Annotated in this window: 17 protein-coding genes and 1 riboswitch; of the genes, 10 read left to right on the top strand and 7 right to left on the bottom strand. The window is 70.9% G+C overall.

Translation table 11 applies throughout. The annotated features are described in order from the left end of the window. The first annotated feature begins 3 nt into the window (after nt 1-3). The 3 genes from ABC337_RS05385 to ABC337_RS05375 all read left to right on the top strand — a co-directional run bounded on the left by ABC337_RS05385 (nt 4) and on the right by ABC337_RS05375 (nt 2,837). Nucleotides 4-402: a 6-pyruvoyl trahydropterin synthase family protein gene (locus ABC337_RS05385; protein WP_412884851.1), complete on the top strand. Its 399-nt coding sequence runs from the start codon at nt 4-6 to the stop codon at nt 400-402. Nucleotides 403-408: 6 nt separating this feature from the next. Next, a complete protein-coding gene (locus ABC337_RS05380; RefSeq protein ID WP_412884852.1) occupies nt 409-1,503 on the top strand; it encodes a glycosyltransferase family 4 protein in 1,095 nt (364 codons plus the stop codon). An 83-nt stretch (nt 1,504-1,586) separates the two neighbouring features. Next, on the top strand, nt 1,587-2,837 hold the full coding sequence (locus ABC337_RS05375) for a DNA glycosylase AlkZ-like family protein (protein ID WP_412884853.1): 1,251 nt from the start codon (nt 1,587-1,589) through the stop codon (nt 2,835-2,837). 48 nt (nt 2,838-2,885) lie between these two features. Here ABC337_RS05375 and ABC337_RS05370 read toward each other — a convergent pair whose 3' ends face one another. Next, nucleotides 2,886-3,389, bottom strand: coding sequence for a nucleoside deaminase (locus tag ABC337_RS05370; protein ID WP_412884854.1), 504 nt, complete (start codon nt 3,387-3,389; stop codon nt 2,886-2,888). A 68-nt stretch (nt 3,390-3,457) separates the two neighbouring features. Between ABC337_RS05370 and ABC337_RS05365 the strand changes: the two genes are divergently transcribed. Together ABC337_RS05365 and upp are read left to right on the top strand one after the other, a co-directional pair. Continuing rightward, nucleotides 3,458-4,321, top strand: a complete 864-nt coding sequence (locus ABC337_RS05365; RefSeq protein WP_412884855.1) for a phosphatase PAP2 family protein — start codon at nt 3,458-3,460, stop codon at nt 4,319-4,321. Between the two features lie 12 nt (nt 4,322-4,333). Further along, entirely contained in the window at nt 4,334-4,969 is a 636-nt protein-coding gene (upp, locus tag ABC337_RS05360; protein ID WP_043478170.1) for a uracil phosphoribosyltransferase, read from the top strand. A gap of 120 nt (nt 4,970-5,089) precedes the next feature. Here upp and ABC337_RS05355 read toward each other — a convergent pair whose 3' ends face one another. Continuing rightward, complete coding sequence (locus ABC337_RS05355; protein ID WP_412884856.1) at nt 5,090-5,842, bottom strand: aggregation-promoting factor C-terminal-like domain-containing protein; 753 nt, start codon at nt 5,840-5,842, stop codon at nt 5,090-5,092. Beyond that, a riboswitch (cyclic di-AMP (ydaO/yuaA leader) is annotated at nt 5,841-6,023 on the bottom strand. It overlaps the preceding gene by 2 nt. Nucleotides 6,024-6,289: 266 nt before the next feature. Between ABC337_RS05355 and ABC337_RS05350 the strand changes: the two genes are divergently transcribed. After that, on the top strand, nt 6,290-6,712 hold the full coding sequence (locus ABC337_RS05350) for a transposase (RefSeq protein WP_412882304.1): 423 nt from the start codon (nt 6,290-6,292) through the stop codon (nt 6,710-6,712). Beyond that, on the top strand, nt 6,676-7,722 hold the full coding sequence (locus ABC337_RS05345; protein ID WP_412882303.1) for an IS3 family transposase: 1,047 nt from the start codon (nt 6,676-6,678) through the stop codon (nt 7,720-7,722). Before ABC337_RS05350 ends, ABC337_RS05345 begins: the two co-directional genes overlap by 37 nt. 61 nt (nt 7,723-7,783) lie before the next feature. Here ABC337_RS05345 and ABC337_RS05340 read toward each other — a convergent pair whose 3' ends face one another. From ABC337_RS05340 to ABC337_RS05320, 5 genes are all read right to left on the bottom strand, one after another. Continuing rightward, on the bottom strand, nt 7,784-9,955 hold the full coding sequence (locus ABC337_RS05340) for an ArnT family glycosyltransferase (protein ID WP_412884857.1): 2,172 nt from the start codon (nt 9,953-9,955) through the stop codon (nt 7,784-7,786). Between the two features lie 3 nt (nt 9,956-9,958). Beyond that, complete coding sequence (locus tag ABC337_RS05335) at nt 9,959-12,097, bottom strand: glycosyltransferase family 39 protein (RefSeq protein ID WP_412884858.1); 2,139 nt, start codon at nt 12,095-12,097, stop codon at nt 9,959-9,961. Continuing rightward, nucleotides 12,098-13,564, bottom strand: coding sequence for a bifunctional glycosyltransferase family 2/GtrA family protein (locus ABC337_RS05330; RefSeq protein ID WP_412884859.1), 1,467 nt, complete (start codon nt 13,562-13,564; stop codon nt 12,098-12,100). It lies immediately after the preceding gene. A 77-nt stretch (nt 13,565-13,641) separates the two neighbouring features. Next, nucleotides 13,642-15,201, bottom strand: a complete 1,560-nt coding sequence (locus ABC337_RS05325; protein WP_412884860.1) for a HAMP domain-containing sensor histidine kinase — start codon at nt 15,199-15,201, stop codon at nt 13,642-13,644. A gap of 3 nt (nt 15,202-15,204) precedes the next feature. Beyond that, nucleotides 15,205-15,945 (bottom strand): response regulator transcription factor, encoded by a 741-nt coding sequence (locus ABC337_RS05320; protein ID WP_412884861.1) that lies wholly within the window; start codon nt 15,943-15,945, stop codon nt 15,205-15,207. A gap of 204 nt (nt 15,946-16,149) precedes the next feature. On the opposite strand from ABC337_RS05320, the gene ABC337_RS05315 reads away from it, so the two are divergent. From ABC337_RS05315 to ABC337_RS05305, 3 genes are all read left to right on the top strand, one after another. Beyond that, a complete protein-coding gene (locus tag ABC337_RS05315; protein WP_412884862.1) occupies nt 16,150-17,184 on the top strand; it encodes a hypothetical protein in 1,035 nt (344 codons plus the stop codon). Nucleotides 17,185-17,711: 527 nt separating this feature from the next. Next, a complete protein-coding gene (locus ABC337_RS05310; RefSeq protein ID WP_412884863.1) occupies nt 17,712-18,584 on the top strand; it encodes a winged helix-turn-helix domain-containing protein in 873 nt (290 codons plus the stop codon). A 47-nt stretch (nt 18,585-18,631) separates the two neighbouring features. Further along, the gene (locus ABC337_RS05305; RefSeq protein ID WP_412884864.1) at nt 18,632-19,159 is read left to right on the top strand and encodes a SixA phosphatase family protein; all 528 of its coding nucleotides are present in this window, start codon (nt 18,632-18,634) and stop codon (nt 19,157-19,159) included. Nucleotides 19,160-19,201 lie beyond the last annotated feature (42 nt).

Below are 19,201 nucleotides of genomic sequence, written 5' to 3'. Positions count from 1 at the left end.
TCCGTGTTCAGCCTGACCGTCCGCAGCAACTTCATGATCGCCCACAGCCTGCCCCGCCCGGCGTTCGGCCCCGCGCAGGGCATGCACGGCGCCACCTTCGTTACCGAGGTGACCTTCCGACGCCGGAGCCTGAACCAGGACGCGATCGTCCTGGACATCGGCGAGGCGGGCGAGGTGCTGGGCGCCGTCCTCTCCGGCCTGAACTACAAGAACCTGGACGAGCACCCCGATTTCGCCGGCAAGCTGAGCACCACCGAGGCCCTGGCGCAGTACATCGCCGACGCCGTGGCCGCGCAGATCCGGGAGGGCGACGACGGGCGCGCGCTCGCGGGCATCGACGTCACCCTGCGCGAGACGCCGGACGCGTGGGCCAGCTACTCGCTCGAGTTCGACGCCGGCTAGCCTCCCGTGCAGCCCTCCGCAGTCCGCCTGATCCTGCCCGGCAACGTCCGCCACAACTCCGGCGGCAACGCCTACAACGCCGCCCTGGTCCGTGCGCTCGACGCGCTTGGGGTGCCCGTCTCGACAAAGACGGCCGACGGCGGCTGGCCGGTGGGCAGCCCGGAGGACCGGGAAGCGCTGGGAAACCTGCTCGCGGAACCGGCCGGGCCCGCGACGGTCACCCTGATCGACGGCCTGGCGGCCTGCGGCGCCCCGGAGCAACTGGAAGCCGCCGCCGACGCGGGAAACCCTGTGTGGATCCTGCTGCACATGCCCCTGGACGGGTTCCCGGAGCTGGAACGCCGGGCTGTGGCGGCCGCGGCCGGGGTGATCTGCAGCAGCAGTTCGGCCGCGGCGGACCTTCGCACCCGGCACGGCCTCGACGTCGGAGGCACTGGCACGGACAGCACGCCCGTCGCCGTCGCGCTGCCCGGGACCGACCCTGCAGACCCCGCAAGCGGGTCCACCCCGCCGCACCTGGCCATGGTGGCCGCGCTGCTGCCGAACAAGAGCCAGCTGCTGTTCCTCCGGGCGCTCGCCGGCCTGACCGACCTGGACTGGACCGCCGCCCTAGTAGGGGCGGACACCGCGGACCCTGAGTACGCCGCCCAGCTCCGCGCCGAGACGGAACGGCTAGGCCTCGGTGGCCGGGTCCGGATTCCCGGAGAGCTCCGCGGGGCCGCCCTGGAAACCGAGTGGGCACGGACCGACCTCACCCTTCTCATCTCGCGCGCGGAGACCTACGGACTAGCCGTCACCGAATCCCTCGCCCGCGGCATCCCCGCCATCATCCGGCGGGGGACCGGGGCACTGGAGGCGCTCACGGCCGGTACGCCGCAGGCAGGACGACAAGCGGCGGCGGACGATGTGGACGACGCCGGACTCCCGGGCGCCGCCGTCGCGCTCGCCGAGGACCCCGCACCCCTGACGGCCCTGCTGCGCCGCTGGCTCACCGAGCCGAAGCTCCGGGAGCGGTGGCGCAGCAATGCGCTCGACGCCCGGCAGCACTTGCCCGGCTGGGATGGGACCGCCCGTACAGTGCTGCAGATCCTGGGCCGCTAACGCGCCGCACGGAGCACCCGCCTGAGCCAGCGGAAAAGGCCCGCCCTGTACCGCCGACCACGGCATGGATGGACAATGGGCGCATGAGCACCCAGCCAGCCACGGTCAGCCTTCCGCCCGAGAGCCTCACCGCCGCGAACCTCCGCGCATGGTCCTGGCGCCGGCAGGGCCTGGACGGGTCGCTGGCCGGCTTAACCGCCGGGCAAGTCCTCGCGCAGGCGGGCTGGGCACGCTCCGTCGGCGGCGCCAACCCCTACCTTTCCCTGTTCGCCCGCGCCGGCCTCCGCCGCGGCGAGGTGGACGCCGACGTCGAGGCCCAGCGGATCCTGGAACTGCCGACGGCGCGCGGCTGCACCTACGTCCTGGGCATGGACGACTTTGCCTGGGCGCTGCGCCTGGGCCGCCCCGCCGCGGAGACCGCCGTCGCGGTGCTCACCCGGCTGGGCGTGGATCGCGGCGAGATCACCCTGCTCGAGGAGCAGGTCCGGCACGTCCTCGCCGAGGCCGGCACCCCGCTGGACCCGCGGCAGCTCAAGGAGGAACTCGGCGACGCGGTCCAGAGCCTGGGGGAGGAGGGGAAGAAGAAGGGCGCCGCCACCACGCTCCCCGCGGCGCTGGGCATCCTGCAGGCGGAGGGCCGGATCCGGCGCGTTCCCGCGGACGGGCGCCTGGACCGGCAGCGGTACGCCTACGAAGCTTGGGACCTGCCCGGCTCCGACCTCACCGACGAGGAGGTCCGCGCCCTGCTGATGCGCCGCTACCTCGGCTGGACCGGCGGCGCCACCGCCAAGCAGTCCCAGTGGTTCACGGGTTTCACCGTGGCGCAGACACGCACGGCGCTCGGCGCCGCGGGCGCCGTCGAGGTTCCACTCCCCGGGGACGCGGGCAAAGACAGTGCGGTGCTGTGGATGCTGCCCGACGACGTCGACCGCCTCGCCGCCTTTCAGGCTCCGGCGGAGGAACAGATCCAGCTGCTCGCCGGGACCGATTCGCTGGTACTCCTGCGGCGGAACGCGGCCGAGCTGCTGGACGAAGCGGACCACCGCAAGGCCGGGCTCAGCTCGCTGGCGCTGCAGGCGGACCTGCCGGACCACCCGATCCTGGACCGGGGCCGGATCATCGGGCTGTGGCAGTACGACCCGGCCACCGAGGCGATCGCTGCCTGGGTCTTCGGGGACCTGACGCCCGCGGTGAGTCGTCGGATCGTGGAGGTGGAGGCCTGGATCCGGGAGGACCTTGGCGACTTCCGGGCCTTCAGCCTCGACGCGCCGGCCTCCCGGCGGAAGAGGATCGACGCGCTCCGGGCCTCGACGACGGCCACCGCCGAACGGTAAGCGGGACCAGGGGACGCCGGGATTAGGGGAGGAAACAGGGGGGAGGGATCAGGCGCCGCGGTGCTCCGCGAAGAAGTCCCGCAGCAGGTCCCCGCACTCCCGCTCGCGCACCCCGCCGTAGACCTCCACCCAGTGGTTCAGCCGGCGCTCGCGGAGGATGTCGAACACGGACCCCGCGGCGCCCGCCTTCTCATCCCAGGCGCCGAACACCACGCGGGGAATGCGGGCCAGCACCACCGCGCCGGCGCACATCGCACACGGCTCCAGCGTCACCACCAGGGTGCAGTCCGCCAACCGCCAGCCGTCGTCGCGCGCCCCCTCGGAGGCACGGCGCTCGCGGAGCCGTGCGGCGGCTTCCCGGATGGCCACCATCTCGGCGTGCGCCGTCGGGTCCCCGAGAGCCTCCCGCTCGTTCCGGCCGGTGCCCAGCACCGTCCCGTCCGGGCCGATCACCACGGCCCCAATCGGCACGTCCGCGGTGGCGAGGGCCTGCCGCGCCTCGATCAGGGCGAGGCCCATCCACTCGGCATGGCGGGGCTCGGGCGATGTCATGGCTCAATGGTAGTTTCGATCCTAAGCAAGCTGTGCACCGTGGGTGCACCGGACGTCGGGAGAACGCAGTGAGCACCAGGACTGAGAGCTGGCTGATGCGGCGCTGGGGCAGATGGGTGGTGCCCTACGCCGCGCTGTGGATCACTATGCTGCTGGGCGGCATCGCCGTGGTGGCGCTGGCCCTGACCAGCGCCGAGGTCTACGACAACGTGGTGGACGACGCCGGCCTGGCCAACCTGGACAAGCCCACGCTCGCCGCCATGGAACGGCTCCGCAACCCCGGCTTGGATGCGTTCGTCACAGGGTTTACCAACATCGGCGGCGGCATCGGCATGCCCATCCTGGCCAGCATCCTCACCGCGCTGTTGATCTGGCGGACCCGGACCTGGCGCCCGCTGATCCTCATCGGCGGGGCGGCAGCCGTCTCCGTCACCGCCACCTCCCTGGGCAAGAAGCTCATCGGCCGCACCCGGCCCGACTTCGCCGACGCCGTCCCGCCCTACGAGACCTCGCCGTCGTTCCCCAGCGGCCACACCCTGAACACCACCGTAGTCATCTCACTCGTGGTGTACCTCACCTGCCTGCAGGTCCATCGCACCATCGCCCGGGTGGGATTGATCACGGCCGGGGCTCTCTTCATCATCGCGATGGGCATGAGCCGGGTGTTCCTGGGCCATCACTGGATGACCGACGTGATCTTCGGCTGGGCGCTGGGCCTGGGCTGGGTGGGCATCGTGATCCTGGCGCACCGGCTGTTCCACGTGATCAGACACCGGGAACGGACCGGCCCGGCACCCACCTTCGACAATGACCAGCACCTGCGGGAGAGGGCGCCGGACGGGCACCACGACGCCGGAACCGCGCCTGCTCGCAGGGTGGCGGACGACGCCGGGACCCCCGGCGGGCGGGGGCGGTCCGAAGCGTCCGGATGATAGTTTTGACCCATGCGCACTCTCGTTGTCGACCACCCGCTGGTGGCCCATAAGCTCACCGTTCTGCGGGACAAGAACACCCCGTCACCCGTCTTCCGCCAGCTCACCGAAGAGCTGGTCACGCTGCTGGCGTACGAGGCCACCCGCGACGTGCGCACCGAACCGGTCACCATCGAGACCCCGGTCAGCACCACCATCGGTACGGCCTTCACCAAGCCCACCCCGCTGGTGGTCCCGATCCTCCGCGCCGGCCTCGGCATGCTCGAGGGGATGACCAAGCTGGTCCCCACCGCGGAGGTCGGCTTCCTGGGCATGGCCCGCGACGAGGAAACCCTGGACATCATCACCTACGCCGAGCGGCTCCCCGAGGACCTGACCGACCGTCAGATCTTCGTCCTGGACCCGATGCTGGCCACCGGCGGCACCCTGCGCGAGGCGATCAAGTTCCTCTTCAAGCGCGGCGCCTCCGACGTCACCTGCATCTGCCTGCTGGCCGCCCCCGAGGGCCTGGCCAAGCTGGAGGAAGAGCTCTCCGATGCCAACGTCACGATCGTTCTGGCCTCGATCGACGAGAAGCTCAACGAGAAGTCCTACATCGTCCCCGGCCTGGGCGACGCCGGCGACCGGCTCTACGGCATCGCCGGGTAGCGCCCTTACGCATCCTTTCGAGGACTCGCCCGGGCTACCCGGGACACAGCAAAGGCACCGGATCTGAGAAGATCGGTGCCTTTGCTGTGTCTGCGCGACGTGGCTGCAGCTTCTAGCGGCTTAGTACCAGTTGTTCGCGTAGTGGAAGTTCAGGGCGCCGCAGGGGGAGCCGTACCGTTCCTGCACGTACTGCAGGCCCCAGTTGATCTGGGTGCGGTAGTTGGTCATGTAGTCCGCGCCGGCGCTGGCCATCTTCTCGGCCGGGAGGGACTGGACTACGCCGTACGCACCGCTGGAGGGGTTGGTGGCCGTGGTCTTCCAGTCCGACTCGCGGGTCCAGAGCTTCATCAGGCACTGCATCTCGCTCGGGGCCCAGCCGTGGGCCGGCAGCTGCGAGGCGGCGTAGGCCTGGGCGCCGGCGGGATCGTCGACGGCCACCGGCTGCGGGGCCGGGGCGGGTGCCGCGGCGGGGGCCGGAGCGGCCGGTGCGGGAGCCGGGGTGGACGGAGCGGGGGTGGACGCGGCCGGAGCCGGAGTCTCGGGGGTGACCTTGGAGGCCTGGGCTTCGACGCTGGCCGGCGCCGTGGCCGGGGTGTAGTTGCCGAGCCGTTCCAGATCGGAGAGCTGCAGGCTCGGGGCCTGGGTTGCGGTCGCGGCCGGGGCGGTGGTGCCGGTGGCCTGGCCCGCGGCGCCGGCGCCCAGCAGCACGGCAGCCGCGGTCAGCGCGACGGCGGTGAGCTTGCCCTTGGAGCCAAAGGTGGTGCGGCCTCGGGTGGCCGAGCCCTGGGCCGGGTCGGCGCGGTGGCGCGCGACGTCGGCCGAGGAGGTGCGTTTAGCGCCTTTTAGGCGCACGGGTGCCTTGTGTTCAGTCATGTTCGCCTCTCAACGCCTACGGAGTTAGCTGTCGGGTTCGGATGAGAAATCCGGCCGCTCGGATCATCAACGAGTCGGCTTAACCCCAAGGGGTGCATGGATGCAGGTGCCCGGGAACTCTGGGTTCCCCGTCTCTGCCTCAATCCATGGAATCCGGGAAGCGGCAGAGTTTGGCGTCAGACCCGGATATGCGGCCAGATCGATGGCCGCACCATAAAAACGGTACCGGACTTTCTCTCGCATGTCACATTTAGGTAACGCCGCGGTGTGGCTGGTTGCCGATTCGCGGTGGCCGGGGTCCGGTTTTCGGGCCGTTTCGACGGTTCCCTGCACGCTCGACGCCTGGACCCTGTGTGTCAGGCTGTTGTGTGACAGGTTTCCTGTCGTTCACGGTCGGGCGTTCGGGGCGGGGAAAGGTCCGTAATGGATTTTGTGATCCCTTCGCGTGTGTCTAACCGGAGCCACTTCACTCTCGCGCAGAAACACGCGATTCTCGAGGAGTACGACAAGTGCCTTGAACGCGGTTCCAGGACCGCGTTCAGCAGGGCGGTCGGCATCACCGATGGAACTCTTCGGCTCTGGGTCCGGCAGCGTGAGGCCGGGGAGTTGAGGTCCAATGCCGCGCCAGGAAGTGAGGACCAGCGCTTGAATGCCGGAGATAAGCAACAGCTCAAACGGGTCTTGAGAGAGAACGAGATCCTTAAAGCCAAACTGGCCCGGTCCGAGGCCGCGGTGGACATTCTGGGAAAAGCTTCCGCGCTCTTGGACGCGATGGCCAGGAGCGCGGCGGCAACGGACCCGCACCTTCCGGACCCGGACCCGGGCCGGCCCGAATGGTTGATCCCAAAGTCTGGAAAGGAATCGCCCTGACCTTTGCCGGGCACCTGGTCTCGGCCGGCTGGTCAGCGGTGAGGACCTGCGCCCTGCTCGGTCTTCACCGCACCACCTGGTACCGGCATCTGAACCCCGCTCCTCCCGCCGGAGTCACCCTCCCGCATAAGGGCCGGGCCTACCCGAACCGGATCAGCACGGCTGAGGCTAAGGAATTCATGGAACGGCTCAACTCCGAGGACTACGGGAACCTCTCGGTCACCCAGGCCTACTACCGGATGCTCGATTCCGGGCGCTGTTCCTTCTCGATCGCCTCAGCCCACCGGATCGTGGCCGCGCACGGGCAAAACGGGGACCGCCGGGTTCAACGCGGCGGCACCGGCTCCCGGCAACGGGTCAAACCTGTCCTGAACGCGGACGCCCCGAACCAGCTCTGGAGCTGGGACATCACGATGCTCCACGGGCCCGGGAGACACACCTACCGGCTCTACACCATCATGGATGTCTACTCCCGCAAGGTCGTCGGGCACCGGGTTGAACACACCGAAACAGCCGCCCTCGCCGCCGCCCTGATCCGGGACGCCGTCACCGGAAACCACCACAGCCCCACGGTCCTGCACGCCGATAACGGGGCCCCGATGCGGGCCGGCACAACCCTGGACCTGGCCCGGGCACTGGGCATCGAGCTCTCCTACTCCCGGCCCCGGGTCTCCGATGACAACCCGTACTCGGAGTCCCTGTTCAAGACCGTCAAATATGACCTCGACTTCCCCCGCCGGTTCCAGGACCTGGACCACGCCCGGGACCACATGGCCGCGTTCTTCACCGACTACAACACCAACCACCGCCACAGCGGACTGAACTACTACACCCCCGACACCGTCCACCACGGCCGGATCGAGCAGGCACGCAGCCAACGCCAAGCCACCCTCGACGCCTCCTACAACCGCAACCCGCACCGATACCACCGCAAACCCACCGCACCCGGAGCCCCACCCCCAGCCGGCATCAACCACAAACAAACCACCCAGCTGTCACAAACAGCTTGATACATACCGTGGAGACGTCTAAGCGGCAGGGAGCCGTCGAAACGGGGAGCGTCCGGCCCGGTTACTTCGCCAGCAGGTACACCGTGGTGCCGCCGATGCTCTGGGCGGGGTAGGTGGACGCCACCCACTCGGCGATCCTGGCGGCGTCGTCCGATCCGCTCTCGCCCTGCATGGTGCGTCCGGCGATGAAGTAGTGGATCCGGCCGTCGGCGACGTACTGCTGGAACTGCTCGAGCGTGGGTGCGGGGTCGGTGCCGTTGAACCCGCCCACGGCCATCACGGGCAGCTGCGTGGCGAGCTGATAACCCGCGGCGTTGTTGGACCCGACGACGGCGGCCGCCCAGGTGTAGCGGCCGGCGTCCGTTTCGAGGGCATTCACCAGGTCCGACGACGGCGTGGTCGCGCCGAGCAACCCGCCCATGCCGCCGCCCTGGCCGCGGCCGGTGCCAGTTGTTCCAGTCCCGTTGGTTCGTCCGAAAGGCGTGCCCTGCGCGTTGCCCATGGCTCCTCCGGTGCCGCCGAACATGGCCGGCAGGCCCGCCCTGCCACCCACGGCGGGCCCGGCGCTGACGATCGAGCCGGAATGGGCCGTCGAGGCGGTGGACAGCGAGTACGCCAGGGGACCGGCAAGGGCCGCGACGACGGCGAGTCCCGCCGTCGTTCGTGCCAGCTGCCCCGCCGTCGGTCCGGCCGGGAACAGCGGGCTGATGGTGCCGCCCGCGGACGCCCCCGCGAAGTCCCGGACGGCCGGAACCATCACGCCGACGGCGGCGGCCAGCGCCGCGATCAGCACCAGCCAGCGCAGCCACGGGACGAACGCGGGCGTGCGGCCCAGCAACTCGAAGGCCATGAACCCGGCCGCTGCCACCGCCGCGGCGAGCGTCCCGGCGGCCACGGGCTGATCCCGCCGCTGCCACAACAACACCGACCCCAGGCCGGCCAGCCCGGCGACGCCCGGCGCCAGCGCCACCATGTAATAGGGGTGGATGATCCCGGCCATCAGGCTGAACGTCAGCCCGGTGACCAGCACCCAGCCGCCCCAGACCACCACGGAGGCGCGGACCGCGTCGGTCCGTGGGGCGCGCCGGCCGAGCCACAGCAGGCCGGCGGCCAGCAGCAGCACCGACGGCAGCAGCCACGCGATCTGCCCGCCGAACTCGCTGTTGAAGAGCCGGAATAGGCCGGGGGTGCCCCAGCCGTTGCCGCCGCCGACGCTGCCGGTCTCGTCCCCGCTGAGCCGGCCCAGCCCGTTGTAACCCAGGGTCAATTCCAGGATCGAGTTGCCCTGCGAGCCGCCGATGTAGGGCCGGTCCGCCGCCGGGGTGAGCTCGACGGCGGCCAGCCACCAGCCGGCCGCCGCCACCATCGCCGCGCCCGTCGCCAGCAGGTGCAGCACCCGCCGGCCCACTCCTGCCGGTCCGGCGAGCAGGTAGGCCGCGGCGAAGCCAGGGACCACCAGCAGCACCTGCAGCTGCTTGGTCAGGAAGCCGAAGCCCAGCAGCGCCCCGGCCAGCAGCAGCCAGCGCACCCGGCCGTCCTGGATGGCCCGCAGCACCGCGTAGGCGGCCGCGGTCATCAGCAGGACCAGCAGGGCGTCCGGGTTGTTGAAGCGGAACATCAGCACCGCCACCGGGGTCAGGGCCATCACCGCACCCGCGATCAGGCCGGCGCGGTGCGCCAGCCGGGCGTCCGCCGTCGCGGGTGCCGCGGCCCGGCGGACGGCCAGATAGACCAGCCACACCGTTGCGACGCCCATCAACGCCTCGGGGACCAGGACGCTCCAGGAGCTCAGGCCGAAGATCCGCACGGACAGGCCCATGATCCAGAGCGATGCCGGCGGCTTGTCCACCGTGATGGCGTTCGCCGCGTCGGAGGATCCGAAGAACCAGGCCGTCCAGTCCTGGGACCCGGCCTGCGCCGCCGCGGAATAGAAGGCGTTCGCCCACCCCGATACGCCGAGGTTCCAGAGGTAGAGCAGCGCGGTCCCGGCCAGCAGGACGGCCAGTTCCGCCCGGTGCGCTAGGGCCTGGCGCCGGGGGACGGCAGCTTGGTGCGGGAGTCCCGGGGCCTGCGGCCCGCGGTTCTGTCGGCGGGCGCCGCGCCAGTGTGACGGGCGCTGGCCGGAGCCGGAGCCGGAGCCGGCAGCGTCGGGGGCGGGGACTGCGCCGGGCCCGGGTCGGGCGGGGGAGGCGACGGCGGACGCGGTGCTGGTGAGGTCGGTAGAGGCACTCATGGCTTAGCCCGCCAGCTTGTAGACGGTGGTGGATCCGACGGTCTGTGCCGGGTAGTTGGCGGCGACCCAGGCCGCGACCTCGGAGTTTCCGCCCCGGCCGCCGCCCATTCCGCCCATGCCGCCGCCGGCGATGAAGTAGCCGATCTCGCCGCGGTCCACCATGGCCTGGAACTGGGCCAGGGTGGGGTACGGGTCCCCGCCGTTCCATCCGCCGAGGGCAATGACGTTGGTCCCGGTGGCGAGCTCCAGGTCCGCCGCGGAGGTGGCGCCGGAGACGATCCCGGACCACTTCGCCGTCGAGGTCTTCAACAGCGCGACCAACTCCGTGGAAGCGGCACTGCCTTCCGGACCGCCGGCGCCGCCCGCGGTGAGGCCGCCCGCATTCCGGGCCGCCGAGTCCTGGCCGCCGGGGACGCCGGCGCCGTCGGTGGTTCCGGTCCCGGTGCCCCGCGTCCGGCCTGCCGCGCCGAAGCCGCCCATGGCGGAGCCCGTGGGCCCGGCGGTCGGGATCGAACCGGAGTGCGGCTGGGCCGCCGTCGCGAACGTCCACGCCGCCGTGCCCAGGCCGCCGGCCAGGAGCGTGAGCATCACGACGCCGGCGGTCGCCGCCTTGCGCAGCGCGGCGGGGATGGCCCGCAGCCGGTCAAGCTGCAGCATTAGCGCCGCCGCGGAGAGCACGCCCAGGACCACCACAGCCACGCGTAGCCCGGGCAGCCAGGACGGGTCCCGGCCCAGGAGCACCGCGGACCAGATCGACGTCGCGAGCACGGTGACGGCCAGGACCAGCCGCGCCGGCCAGAACGACCGGCCGCGCCACAGCTGCACGCCGCCCAGGCCCACGAGGGCCGCGACCGCCGGGGCCAGCGCCACCGCGTAGTACGGGTGCACGATGCCGCTCATGAAGCTGAAGATGCCGGCGGTGACCACCAGCCACCCGCCCCAGAGCAACAGGGCCGCACGGGTCCTTGAGGTCCGGGCCTCGCGCCGGGTGAACCACAGGCCTGCCAGCAGGAGGATCAGCGCCGCGGGCAGCAGCCAGGACACCTCGCCGCCGAAGCTGGTGCCGAACATCCGGGCGATCCCGGCGGCCCCGCCGAAGCTGGCGTTCCCGCCGAATCCACCCGCGCCGGCGCCACCGGCCGCACCCCCGAGGCCGGCCGCGCCGGCAGCGCTTCCAAGGTCAGATGCCCCGCCGAAGCCGGCAGAGCCACCCGGCCGGCCTTCGCCGGACCCGGTAATCCGGCCCAGGCCGTTGTAGCCGAAGGTCAGTTCGAGGAAGCTGTTGGTGGTGGAACCGGCCATGTACGGACGGGCCGACGCCGGGGTCAGCTGGAACAGCGCCACATAGCTGCCGGCGACCACCAGGATTCCGGCGGCCGCACCCAGCAGGTGCAGCAGCCTGCGCCGGAGGCTGACCGGGGCGGCCCAGAGGTAGGCCAGACCCAGCCCCGGCACGATCAGGAAGCCCTGCAGCATCTTGCCCAGGAACGCCAGGCCGATCACCGCGCCGGCCGCGGCGAGCCAGCCCCAGCCGGCTTTCTCAATGGCGCGGGTGGTGAGGTAGGCCGCGAGCACCAGGCAGAGGGTCAGCATGGCGTCGGGGTTGTTGAAGCGGAACATCAGGGCGGCCACCGGGGTGAGCGCGAGGGCGCCGCCGGCCAGCAGGCCCGCGGCGGGACCGGAGACCCGCTTCAGGGTCAGGTACAGCAGCCCGACGGCGGCCACGCCCATGAGCGCCTGGGGCACCAGCATGCTGAGCGGGGAGAAGCCGAAGATCCTGCCGGCCAGGGCGGGGATCCAGAGGGCGGCCGGGGGCTTGTCCACGGTGATGGCGTTACCGGCGTCCAGGGATCCGAACAGCAGGGCGGTCCAGTCCTTGGTTCCGGCCTGGATGGCCGCGGCGTAGAAAGTGTTGCCGTAGCCGGTGGCCGCGAGGTTCCACAGGTAGAGCACTGTGGTCCCGATGAGCACCAGGGCGGCGGAGGGCCGGACCCAGCGCGGCTGGTCACCGAACAGCAGGCGCCGGCGGCGGGAAGCCGAGGAATCGGGCGTCTCGGACGTGGCGGCCGGCAGTGGCGAGTCGGTGCGGGGGAGCGGGCCGGAAGGCCGGGTTCCGTCGGCGGGGCTGAGGGTGGCGGTCATTTATCGGGCCGTTTCTGTGGGGAGGGACGCGGTGGCGGCGGACTGCGCCGGGGTGCCGGACTCGGGGAGCGCTGAAGGCGGGGCTGCAGTTCCGGGGCGGGCCCGGAACACCACCAGCCGGAAGAGCAGGAATTTCACGGCGGTGGCCGCGAGGTTGGCCGCGGTGACGGTGGCGAGTTCCACCCAGCGGTCGGGGGTGCCGCCGGAGGCTCCGTGCACCAGCAGCAGCGCCCCGGAGGTCAGGCCGAGCCCCAGCCCGAAGACGAGCAGACCCTCGAAGTGGTGGCGGGCCGCGTAGCTGCTGCCCTGGATGCCGAAGGTGAAGCGCCGGTTGGCGGCGGTGTTGGCCACGGCGGTGATCAGCAGCGCCAGGAAGTTGGCCATCTGTGGGTCCATGATGCCGCGGCAGACCAGGAAGATCAGCAGATAGGCCAGGGTGGAGGCGACGCCGATGCTGCCGAACCGGACCAGCTGCCCGAAGAGGCTGCCGCCGGGGCTTTGTTCGGGTCCGCGGGAGGACGCCGGCAGCGGTCCGCGGGCCAGCGCGGCCCGCAGCTCCGGGACGGGGATCTTGCCGGAGAGCAGGTCACGGCTGAGGCGGGCCATGCCGCGCAGGTCCGCGGCCGCCGTCTGGACGATGTCGACGCTTGAGTCCGGATCGTCGGTCCAGTCCACCGGGACCTCATGCACCCGCAGCCCGCAGCGTTCGGCGAGCACCAGCAGCTCGGTGTCGAAGAACCAGGCGTTGTCCAGGGTGTGCGGCAGGAGTTCCTGGGCGATGTCGGCCCGGATGGCCTTGAACCCGCACTGGGCATCGCTGAAGTGCGCGCCGAGGAGCGAGTGCAGCAGGAAGTTGTAGCCGCGCGAGATGAACTCCCGCTTCGGGCCCCGGATGACGCGGGAGTTGCGGGTCAGGCGCGTGCCGATCGCCAAGTCCGAGTGGCCGGAGATCAGCGGGGCCAGCAGCGGTCCCAGCGCGGCAAGGTCCGTGGAGAGGTCTACGTCCATGTACGCCAGGACGGGCGACGGCGACGCGAGCCAGACCCGGCGCAGCGCATTGCCGCGGCCCTTTTCGGCCATGTGCACGACGGCGACTTCCGGCAGTTCGCGGGCCACCCGTTCGGCGGTCTGCAGCGTTGAATCGGTGCTGGCGTTGTCCGCCACGGTGATCCGGAACGGGTGCGGGAAGGAACCCAGCAGGTAGGCGTGGAGCCGGCGCAGGCAGGCTTCGAGGTCGCGTTCCTCGTTGAAGACGGGGATGGTGACGTCCAGTACCGGCACCGCTGACCGGGTGTCGATCGGCGATCGGCGGCGGCCGACGCCGGTCAGCGCCGCCGGGAGCGGCGCTGCCGGGGCCGAAGCTGCCGGGCCGGCGCTGGTGACGGATCCGGGCGCGGCCGACTGGGTGCCGGCGGGGGCGGGCCCGGAACGGGACAGGGTACCTGGTGCCTGGTCTGTGGAAGTCATGACTCCACTGTCCCGGCCCCCGGTATGAGGGGATTGGGGGAATGCTGTGTGCCTGCTGTGGAAGTCCGCGCGGGCGGTCAGGCGGGCGGGGCCGCCGGCAGCCGGACCGCGAATTCGGTCCGGCCCGGACGCGAGCTGACCTCCACGGTGCCGCCGTGCGCCGCCACGATCGACTGCACGATCGACAGGCCCAGCCCGCTGGTGCCCTGCACCGCCGTCGCCGTCGCGATTGCCCCGGGGGCCGAACCGGGACCCGCCGTGCCCCGGGCGCCCGCGCGTTCGGCGGGGTTGGCGCGGGAGGCGTCGGCGCGGGCGAACCGGGCGAAGACCTTGCCCAGGAATTCGGGGGCGATCCCGGCGCCGTCGTCGGTCACAGACACCACGGCGCTGCCGTCGGCGGACCGCATCACGCGGGTGACCACGGTGGTGCCCGGTTCCGTGTGTTTGCGGGCGTTGGAGAGCAGGTTCGCGAGGACCTGGTGCAGGGCCGTGGTGTCGCCGCGCACCACCACCGGCTCGTCCGGGAGGTCCAGCTTCCAACTCCGGTCCGGGGCCATGACCTTCTCGTCGCTGACCGTTTCGACGGCCAGCTGGGTGAGGTCGACGTCGGTGAGCTTCAGCGGCTGCCCCTCGTCCAGCCGGGCCAGCAGCAGCAGGTCCTCCACCAGGGCGGTCATCCGCTCCGACTGGCTCTGCACCCGGGCCAGCGATTTCTCGCCGTCGGGGGTGAAGTGCTCGGTCATCCGCATCAGCTCCGTGTAGCCGCGGATGGCGGTCAGCGGGGTGCGGAGCTCGTGCGAGGCGTCCGCGACGAACTGACGCACCTTCATCTCGCTCTCCTGCCGGGCCTGCAGGGCGTTCGAGACGTTGTCCAGCATCTGGTTCAGCGCGTGGCCCACGCTGCCCACCTCCGTGCCGGGGTGCGCGGCCGACGCCGGGACGCGGACGCCCAGCGCCACCTCGCCGGCGTCGAGCGGCAGGCGGGAGACCTTGGTGGCCACCTCGGAGAGCTTCTCCAGCGGCTCCATGGTGCGCCGGATGAGGGCGGTGCCGATCAGGCCGATCAGCACCAGTCCGCCGGCGGACACCGCGGCGAGGGTGCCGACGAGGGACCCGAGCGTGTTCTGTTTTTCCTCCAGCGGCAGGCCCGTGACGATGATGTCCCCGTACTGGGTCTGCGAGGCGATCAGCCGGTAGGCGCCTGCTGACAGTGTCCGGTCCACCGGGGCGGCGTTGGGCGTCAGCGCCAGAAGCACGGCATTGTCATCCGCCGAGAGACTCTTACGGGTAGCATCCCCGGCGAGGAAACCGGCGCTGGCAATCCTGCCGTTCTGTTCCCGGGCGTTGAGTGTGCCGATGCCTTGGCCCTTTGCCTCCAGCGGGTCCGGGCGCCCGCCGGGGCTTCCGGAGTCCGGGCGGCCAAACTCATTTGAGCGGTGGGCGGCAGCGCCGAGTTGCTCATCCAGCTGCCGGGTCAGGAACGAGTCCATTGAGACGTAGCTGAAGACGCCCACCGCCCCGCAGATGGTCACCAGCAGGGCCATGGCGACGAGCACCAGCCGGGTGCGCAGGTGCCAGGTGGAGGGGTTGCGCCAGTCGTGCCCGGGGGCGGGCGTGACACCGGAGAGAGTTGGCACGGATCAGTCCGCCGGTTTCAGGACGTAGCCCGCGCCGCGGACGGTGTGGATCATCGGGGCGTGGTTGGCGTCGATCTTTTTGCGCAGGTAGGAGATGTAGAGCTCCACGATGTTGGCCTGGCCGCCGAAGTCGTAGTCCCAGACGCGGTCCAGGATCTGGGCCTTGCTGATGACCCGCTTGGGGTTCTCCATCAGGTAGCGCAGCAGCTCGAACTGGGTGGCCGTCAGGTGCAGTTCCTCGCCGGCGCGGGTCACGTCCCGGGTGTCCACGTTCAGGACAAGGTCCCCGACGACGAGCTCGGCGGTGTCCATGGCGGCGACGCCGGAGCGCTGGACCAGGCGGTGCAGGCGCAGCAGGACTTCCTCCATGCTGAAGGGTTTGGTGACGTAGTCATCCCCGCCCGCGGCGAGGCCGGTGATGCGGTCCTGCACGGCGTCCTTGGCGGTGAGGAACAGCGCCGGCACCTCGGGCGCGAAGGCGCGGATCCGGCTCAGGAGTTCGACGCCGTCGAACCCCGGGAGCATCACGTCCAGCACCAGTACGTCGGGCCGGAAGTCCTTGGCCAGCTTGACCGCCTCCGGGCCGTCAGCGGCCACCGCCACGGACCAGCCGGCCATCCGCAGGCCCATGCTCATAAGTTCGGAGAGGCTGGGTTCGTCGTCCACCACCAGGGCACGGATGGGGGAGCCGTCCGGGTGGGTCAGCTGCGGAAGGTTGTTGGTCATGGAGTGAGACGAGGCCATGGTTCGACTCTCCGTTCTGCCGGTTAGGTGCGGCTTTGGGGATCCTGTGCGGCACCTGTGAATCCCAGCCTACCCAGCTGGGCGCCGCCGGGGCAGCACCGCGTTTGCGGGTCACAGGCGCGGCTGGAAAACCTCACAGGCCCGGCACAGCCTGCCTGCGCACGCTGGGGGAAACAGCACCGCCTTCCAGTCAGGAGAACCAGCATGAACCACCAGCAGCCCGAAGAGATCCCCCAGTCCGGCGGCGCCGGCCACAACCCGGCCACCGCCCCGCTGCCGGGGTCTGCGCCGCGTCCGGTCTCGGCCCCGCAGCCGGTGACCATGTCACAGCAGGAATCCGTGCCGCGGCAGGAGCCGGCGCATCAGCAGGAATCTGCACAGGGGTGGGGCGCGCCGTCGTACTCCGCCGGAGCCGCGCATTCCGGAGCCGCGCATTCCGGCCAGCCGGACCAGCCACGCCAGCCGGGTCCCAGCGGGTATTCCGCCCAGGCGGCGCCGTCGCCGGCAGCTCCGGGGTGGGGCGCGCCCTCCGGCCGGGCCGCCGGCGCCCAGGAGGACAAGCCGTGGACCGTCCGGCGCGGCCTCGCCGTCGGCGGCGTGGCGGCCGTTATCGCCGTCGGCGCCGGAGCCGGCGTGTACGCGCTGACCTCCAGCTCGGCCGCGGCCAGCGGGGACGGCGCGGCCGCGGGCGGCCCGCAGTTGAACGGCCAGGGCATGCCCGGAGGCCAGCAGGGCGGCCAGGCCGGGGGCTCGGCCACGGGCCGCGGCGGCTTCGGCCCGGACGGGTTGGGCGGGATGGCCGGCGGTCTCTCCGCCGCCGTGCACGCCGAATACGTCGTCCTCGACGGCACCACCTACACCTCCATGGCGGAGCAGCTGGGCACGGTGACCGAGGTCAGTTCGACGTCCGTGACGGTCAAGAGCGCCGACGGCTTCACCCGCAGCTACGCCCTGGGGGACGGGGTGACGGTCAGCGCCATGCAGCAGCGCCGCCAGCAGTCCGGCGGTACCGGTTCAACCGGGTCCCAGCTCAGTGTGGCTGACATCGTCTCCGGGGCGACCGTGAGGCTGACCGCCACCAAGGATGGGTCCGGCTACTCGGCGAAGTCCGTGATGCTGGTGGCGGCGACGGCCACCGGCGGGACCGGCGCGGGGGACCCCGGCATGGGGCAGCCGGGCGACGGACAGTCGGGCGGCGGCCAGGGCGACGGACAGGCGGACTCCGGACAGTCGAACTAGCGGTCCCAGGCGGGCGGGAAGCTCGTTTTGAGAGTGACCACTCTGTGGACATTTCGATGCGAATGCCTGCTGTGGGCGGAATGCCGTCCTCGGCCATCACTCCGAACGCAATTGGCAAATGAGAGCCTACATTCGAAGAATATTCGAATGTAGGCTCTCATTTCGTCGTTGAAGGGTTCGGATGCGCCGAATTCGGGGCCCCGTAGAATTGTGATTTGCGCGACAATCGCAGCATTCGTCTCACTATGCGGACTTTCAGGTCCATTGTTACTTGCTAGTTCGCTTTGTTACGTTGCACACTTCAACTGTGAACAAGAACTCAACAGCACCTGCAGCCGCAGTTTCCGGGATCAGCGCACCAGCTGGTACTGAGATGCGCTGTTGTCGAATGCACGCCTAACTTCTCCACCCCAGAACGTTTATAGGCATTCGCCCCCAGCCCAGAGTCGGGCGCCCTCCCCAGTTTCATTGCGGGGACCCAGCATTCGAGCCGCGATGACGGCCATTCACATTGAGGTAAGCATTCCATGTCAGTTGCATCCGGATACGTCCACATCTCCGTTCGAAACGCCGCCAAGGCCGGCCAGGCCTCCGGCATCCGCCAGGGCTTCGGCGGCCGCCCCAGCTTCGGCCCGGCGGGATCCGGCACCAGCTACCCCGCCCCCGGCTACGCGGCTCAGGGCTACAACCCCACCTCGTACGGACAGCTGCGCGCCGTCCCCGCGGCCGACTCCGCACCCGCCACCGCCCCCACCCCGGTCATCGCCGCCGGTGAGGCTGCCGTCCGCCCGGTGCCCTCCGACAACGTCGCCCGCGGCTTCGTCCTCTACATGGGCATCGACGAGGAGACCGCCGCCGCCGCCGGGACCTCCATCGCCAAGCTGGCCCAGGAGATCCGCGCCTACGCCCAGTCGCTCGTGGCCGGCGCGGAGAGCTACGCCGCCGTCGCCGTCGCCCCGGCCTCCGCTCCGGGATCCGCGCTCGACGTCGTCCGCTCCACTTTCGGTGACCCCACCGCAGGTGCCGCCCGGCAGCGCGCCGAAACCGCCCGCCTGCAGCAGGCCCAGGAACCGCGCCCGTCCGGCGTCCTGATCGACCTGGCCCGCCGTGAGGTGGCGCTCGACGGCGAATCGCTGAACCTGACGTTCAAGGAATTCGAACTGCTGAACTACCTGGTGGAGAACGGCACCCGCACCGTGGGCCGCGACGAACTCCTGGAGGGCCTGTGGCGGAACGCCGAAGAGGTCCCCAACGAGCGCACCATCGACGTGCACATCCGCCGTCTCCGCTCGAAGCTCGGCCGCCTGGCGAACACGGTCCGCACGGTCCGCGGCCAGGGCTACCGCTTCTACGAGCACCCCGAGGTCGTTGTCTGGGCCGCTCCGGAATACTCCATCTAGTGCCCCGGAGGCACCGCCGCGGCGGTGCCTCCGGCTAGGCTTGGCCCATGAGCCAGCACCACCTTCGACGCCTTGTGATCATGCGCCACGCCAAGGCCGACTGGCCGGGCGGCGTGGCGGACCACGACCGGCCTCTGGAAGAGCGGGGCCACCGGGACGCGCCCGTGGCCGGCGCCTGGTTGCTGAAGCACGGCGTCGTCCCAGACTTCATCCTCTGCTCCAGTGCCCTGCGCACCCGGCAGACCTGCACCTGGGTGTGCAGCGAGCTGGGCGACAAGGCCCCCACCCCCAAACTTGAACCGGGCCTTTATGGGGCATCGGCGCTGGGAATGCTCTCGGTGATCAACCACGTCCCGGACACCGTCTCCACGCTGATGGTCATCTCCCACATGCCCGGCGTGCAGGACCTGGCCATGCACCTGGCCTCCCGCGACTCGAACCACGACGCCTACATGGACGCGGCCACCCGCTACCCCACCAGCGGCCTGACGGTCCTGGAGACCGAGAAGCCCTGGGCCGAACTGGACGGCCAGGACGCCAGGCTGACCCACTTCACGGTGCCGCGCGCCCGCTGATTGTCGGTGCGCCGTGCCATAGTCAGGCATCAGGTGGTGGTG

The sequence above is a fragment of the Arthrobacter phoenicis genome (assembly GCF_047238215.1).
In the GTDB taxonomy this organism is placed as follows: Bacteria; Actinomycetota; Actinomycetes; order Actinomycetales; family Micrococcaceae; genus Arthrobacter.
The sequence above is the reverse complement of the archived record's forward strand: the minus strand, read 5'-3'. Positions and strand labels throughout refer to the sequence as shown.

Coding starts and splice junctions, on each gene's coding strand:
- ABC337_RS05375 (WP_412884853.1), top strand. CDS start 1,587: ATGAGCACCCAGCCAGCCACGGTCAGCCTTCCGCCCGAGAGCCTCACC.
- ABC337_RS05370 (WP_412884854.1), bottom strand. CDS start 3,389: ATGACATCGCCCGAGCCCCGCCATGCCGAGTGGATGGGCCTCGCCCTG.
- upp (WP_043478170.1), top strand. CDS start 4,334: ATGCGCACTCTCGTTGTCGACCACCCGCTGGTGGCCCATAAGCTCACC.
- ABC337_RS05355 (WP_412884856.1), bottom strand. CDS start 5,842: ATGACTGAACACAAGGCACCCGTGCGCCTAAAAGGCGCTAAACGCACC.
- ABC337_RS05345 (WP_412882303.1), top strand. CDS start 6,676: ATGGTTGATCCCAAAGTCTGGAAAGGAATCGCCCTGACCTTTGCCGGG.
- ABC337_RS05340 (WP_412884857.1), bottom strand. CDS start 9,955: ATGAGTGCCTCTACCGACCTCACCAGCACCGCGTCCGCCGTCGCCTCC.
- ABC337_RS05335 (WP_412884858.1), bottom strand. CDS start 12,097: ATGACCGCCACCCTCAGCCCCGCCGACGGAACCCGGCCTTCCGGCCCG.
- ABC337_RS05330 (WP_412884859.1), bottom strand. CDS start 13,564: ATGACTTCCACAGACCAGGCACCAGGTACCCTGTCCCGTTCCGGGCCC.
- ABC337_RS05320 (WP_412884861.1), bottom strand. CDS start 15,945: ATGGCCTCGTCTCACTCCATGACCAACAACCTTCCGCAGCTGACCCAC.
- ABC337_RS05315 (WP_412884862.1), top strand. CDS start 16,150: ATGAACCACCAGCAGCCCGAAGAGATCCCCCAGTCCGGCGGCGCCGGC.
- ABC337_RS05310 (WP_412884863.1), top strand. CDS start 17,712: ATGTCAGTTGCATCCGGATACGTCCACATCTCCGTTCGAAACGCCGCC.
- ABC337_RS05305 (WP_412884864.1), top strand. CDS start 18,632: ATGAGCCAGCACCACCTTCGACGCCTTGTGATCATGCGCCACGCCAAG.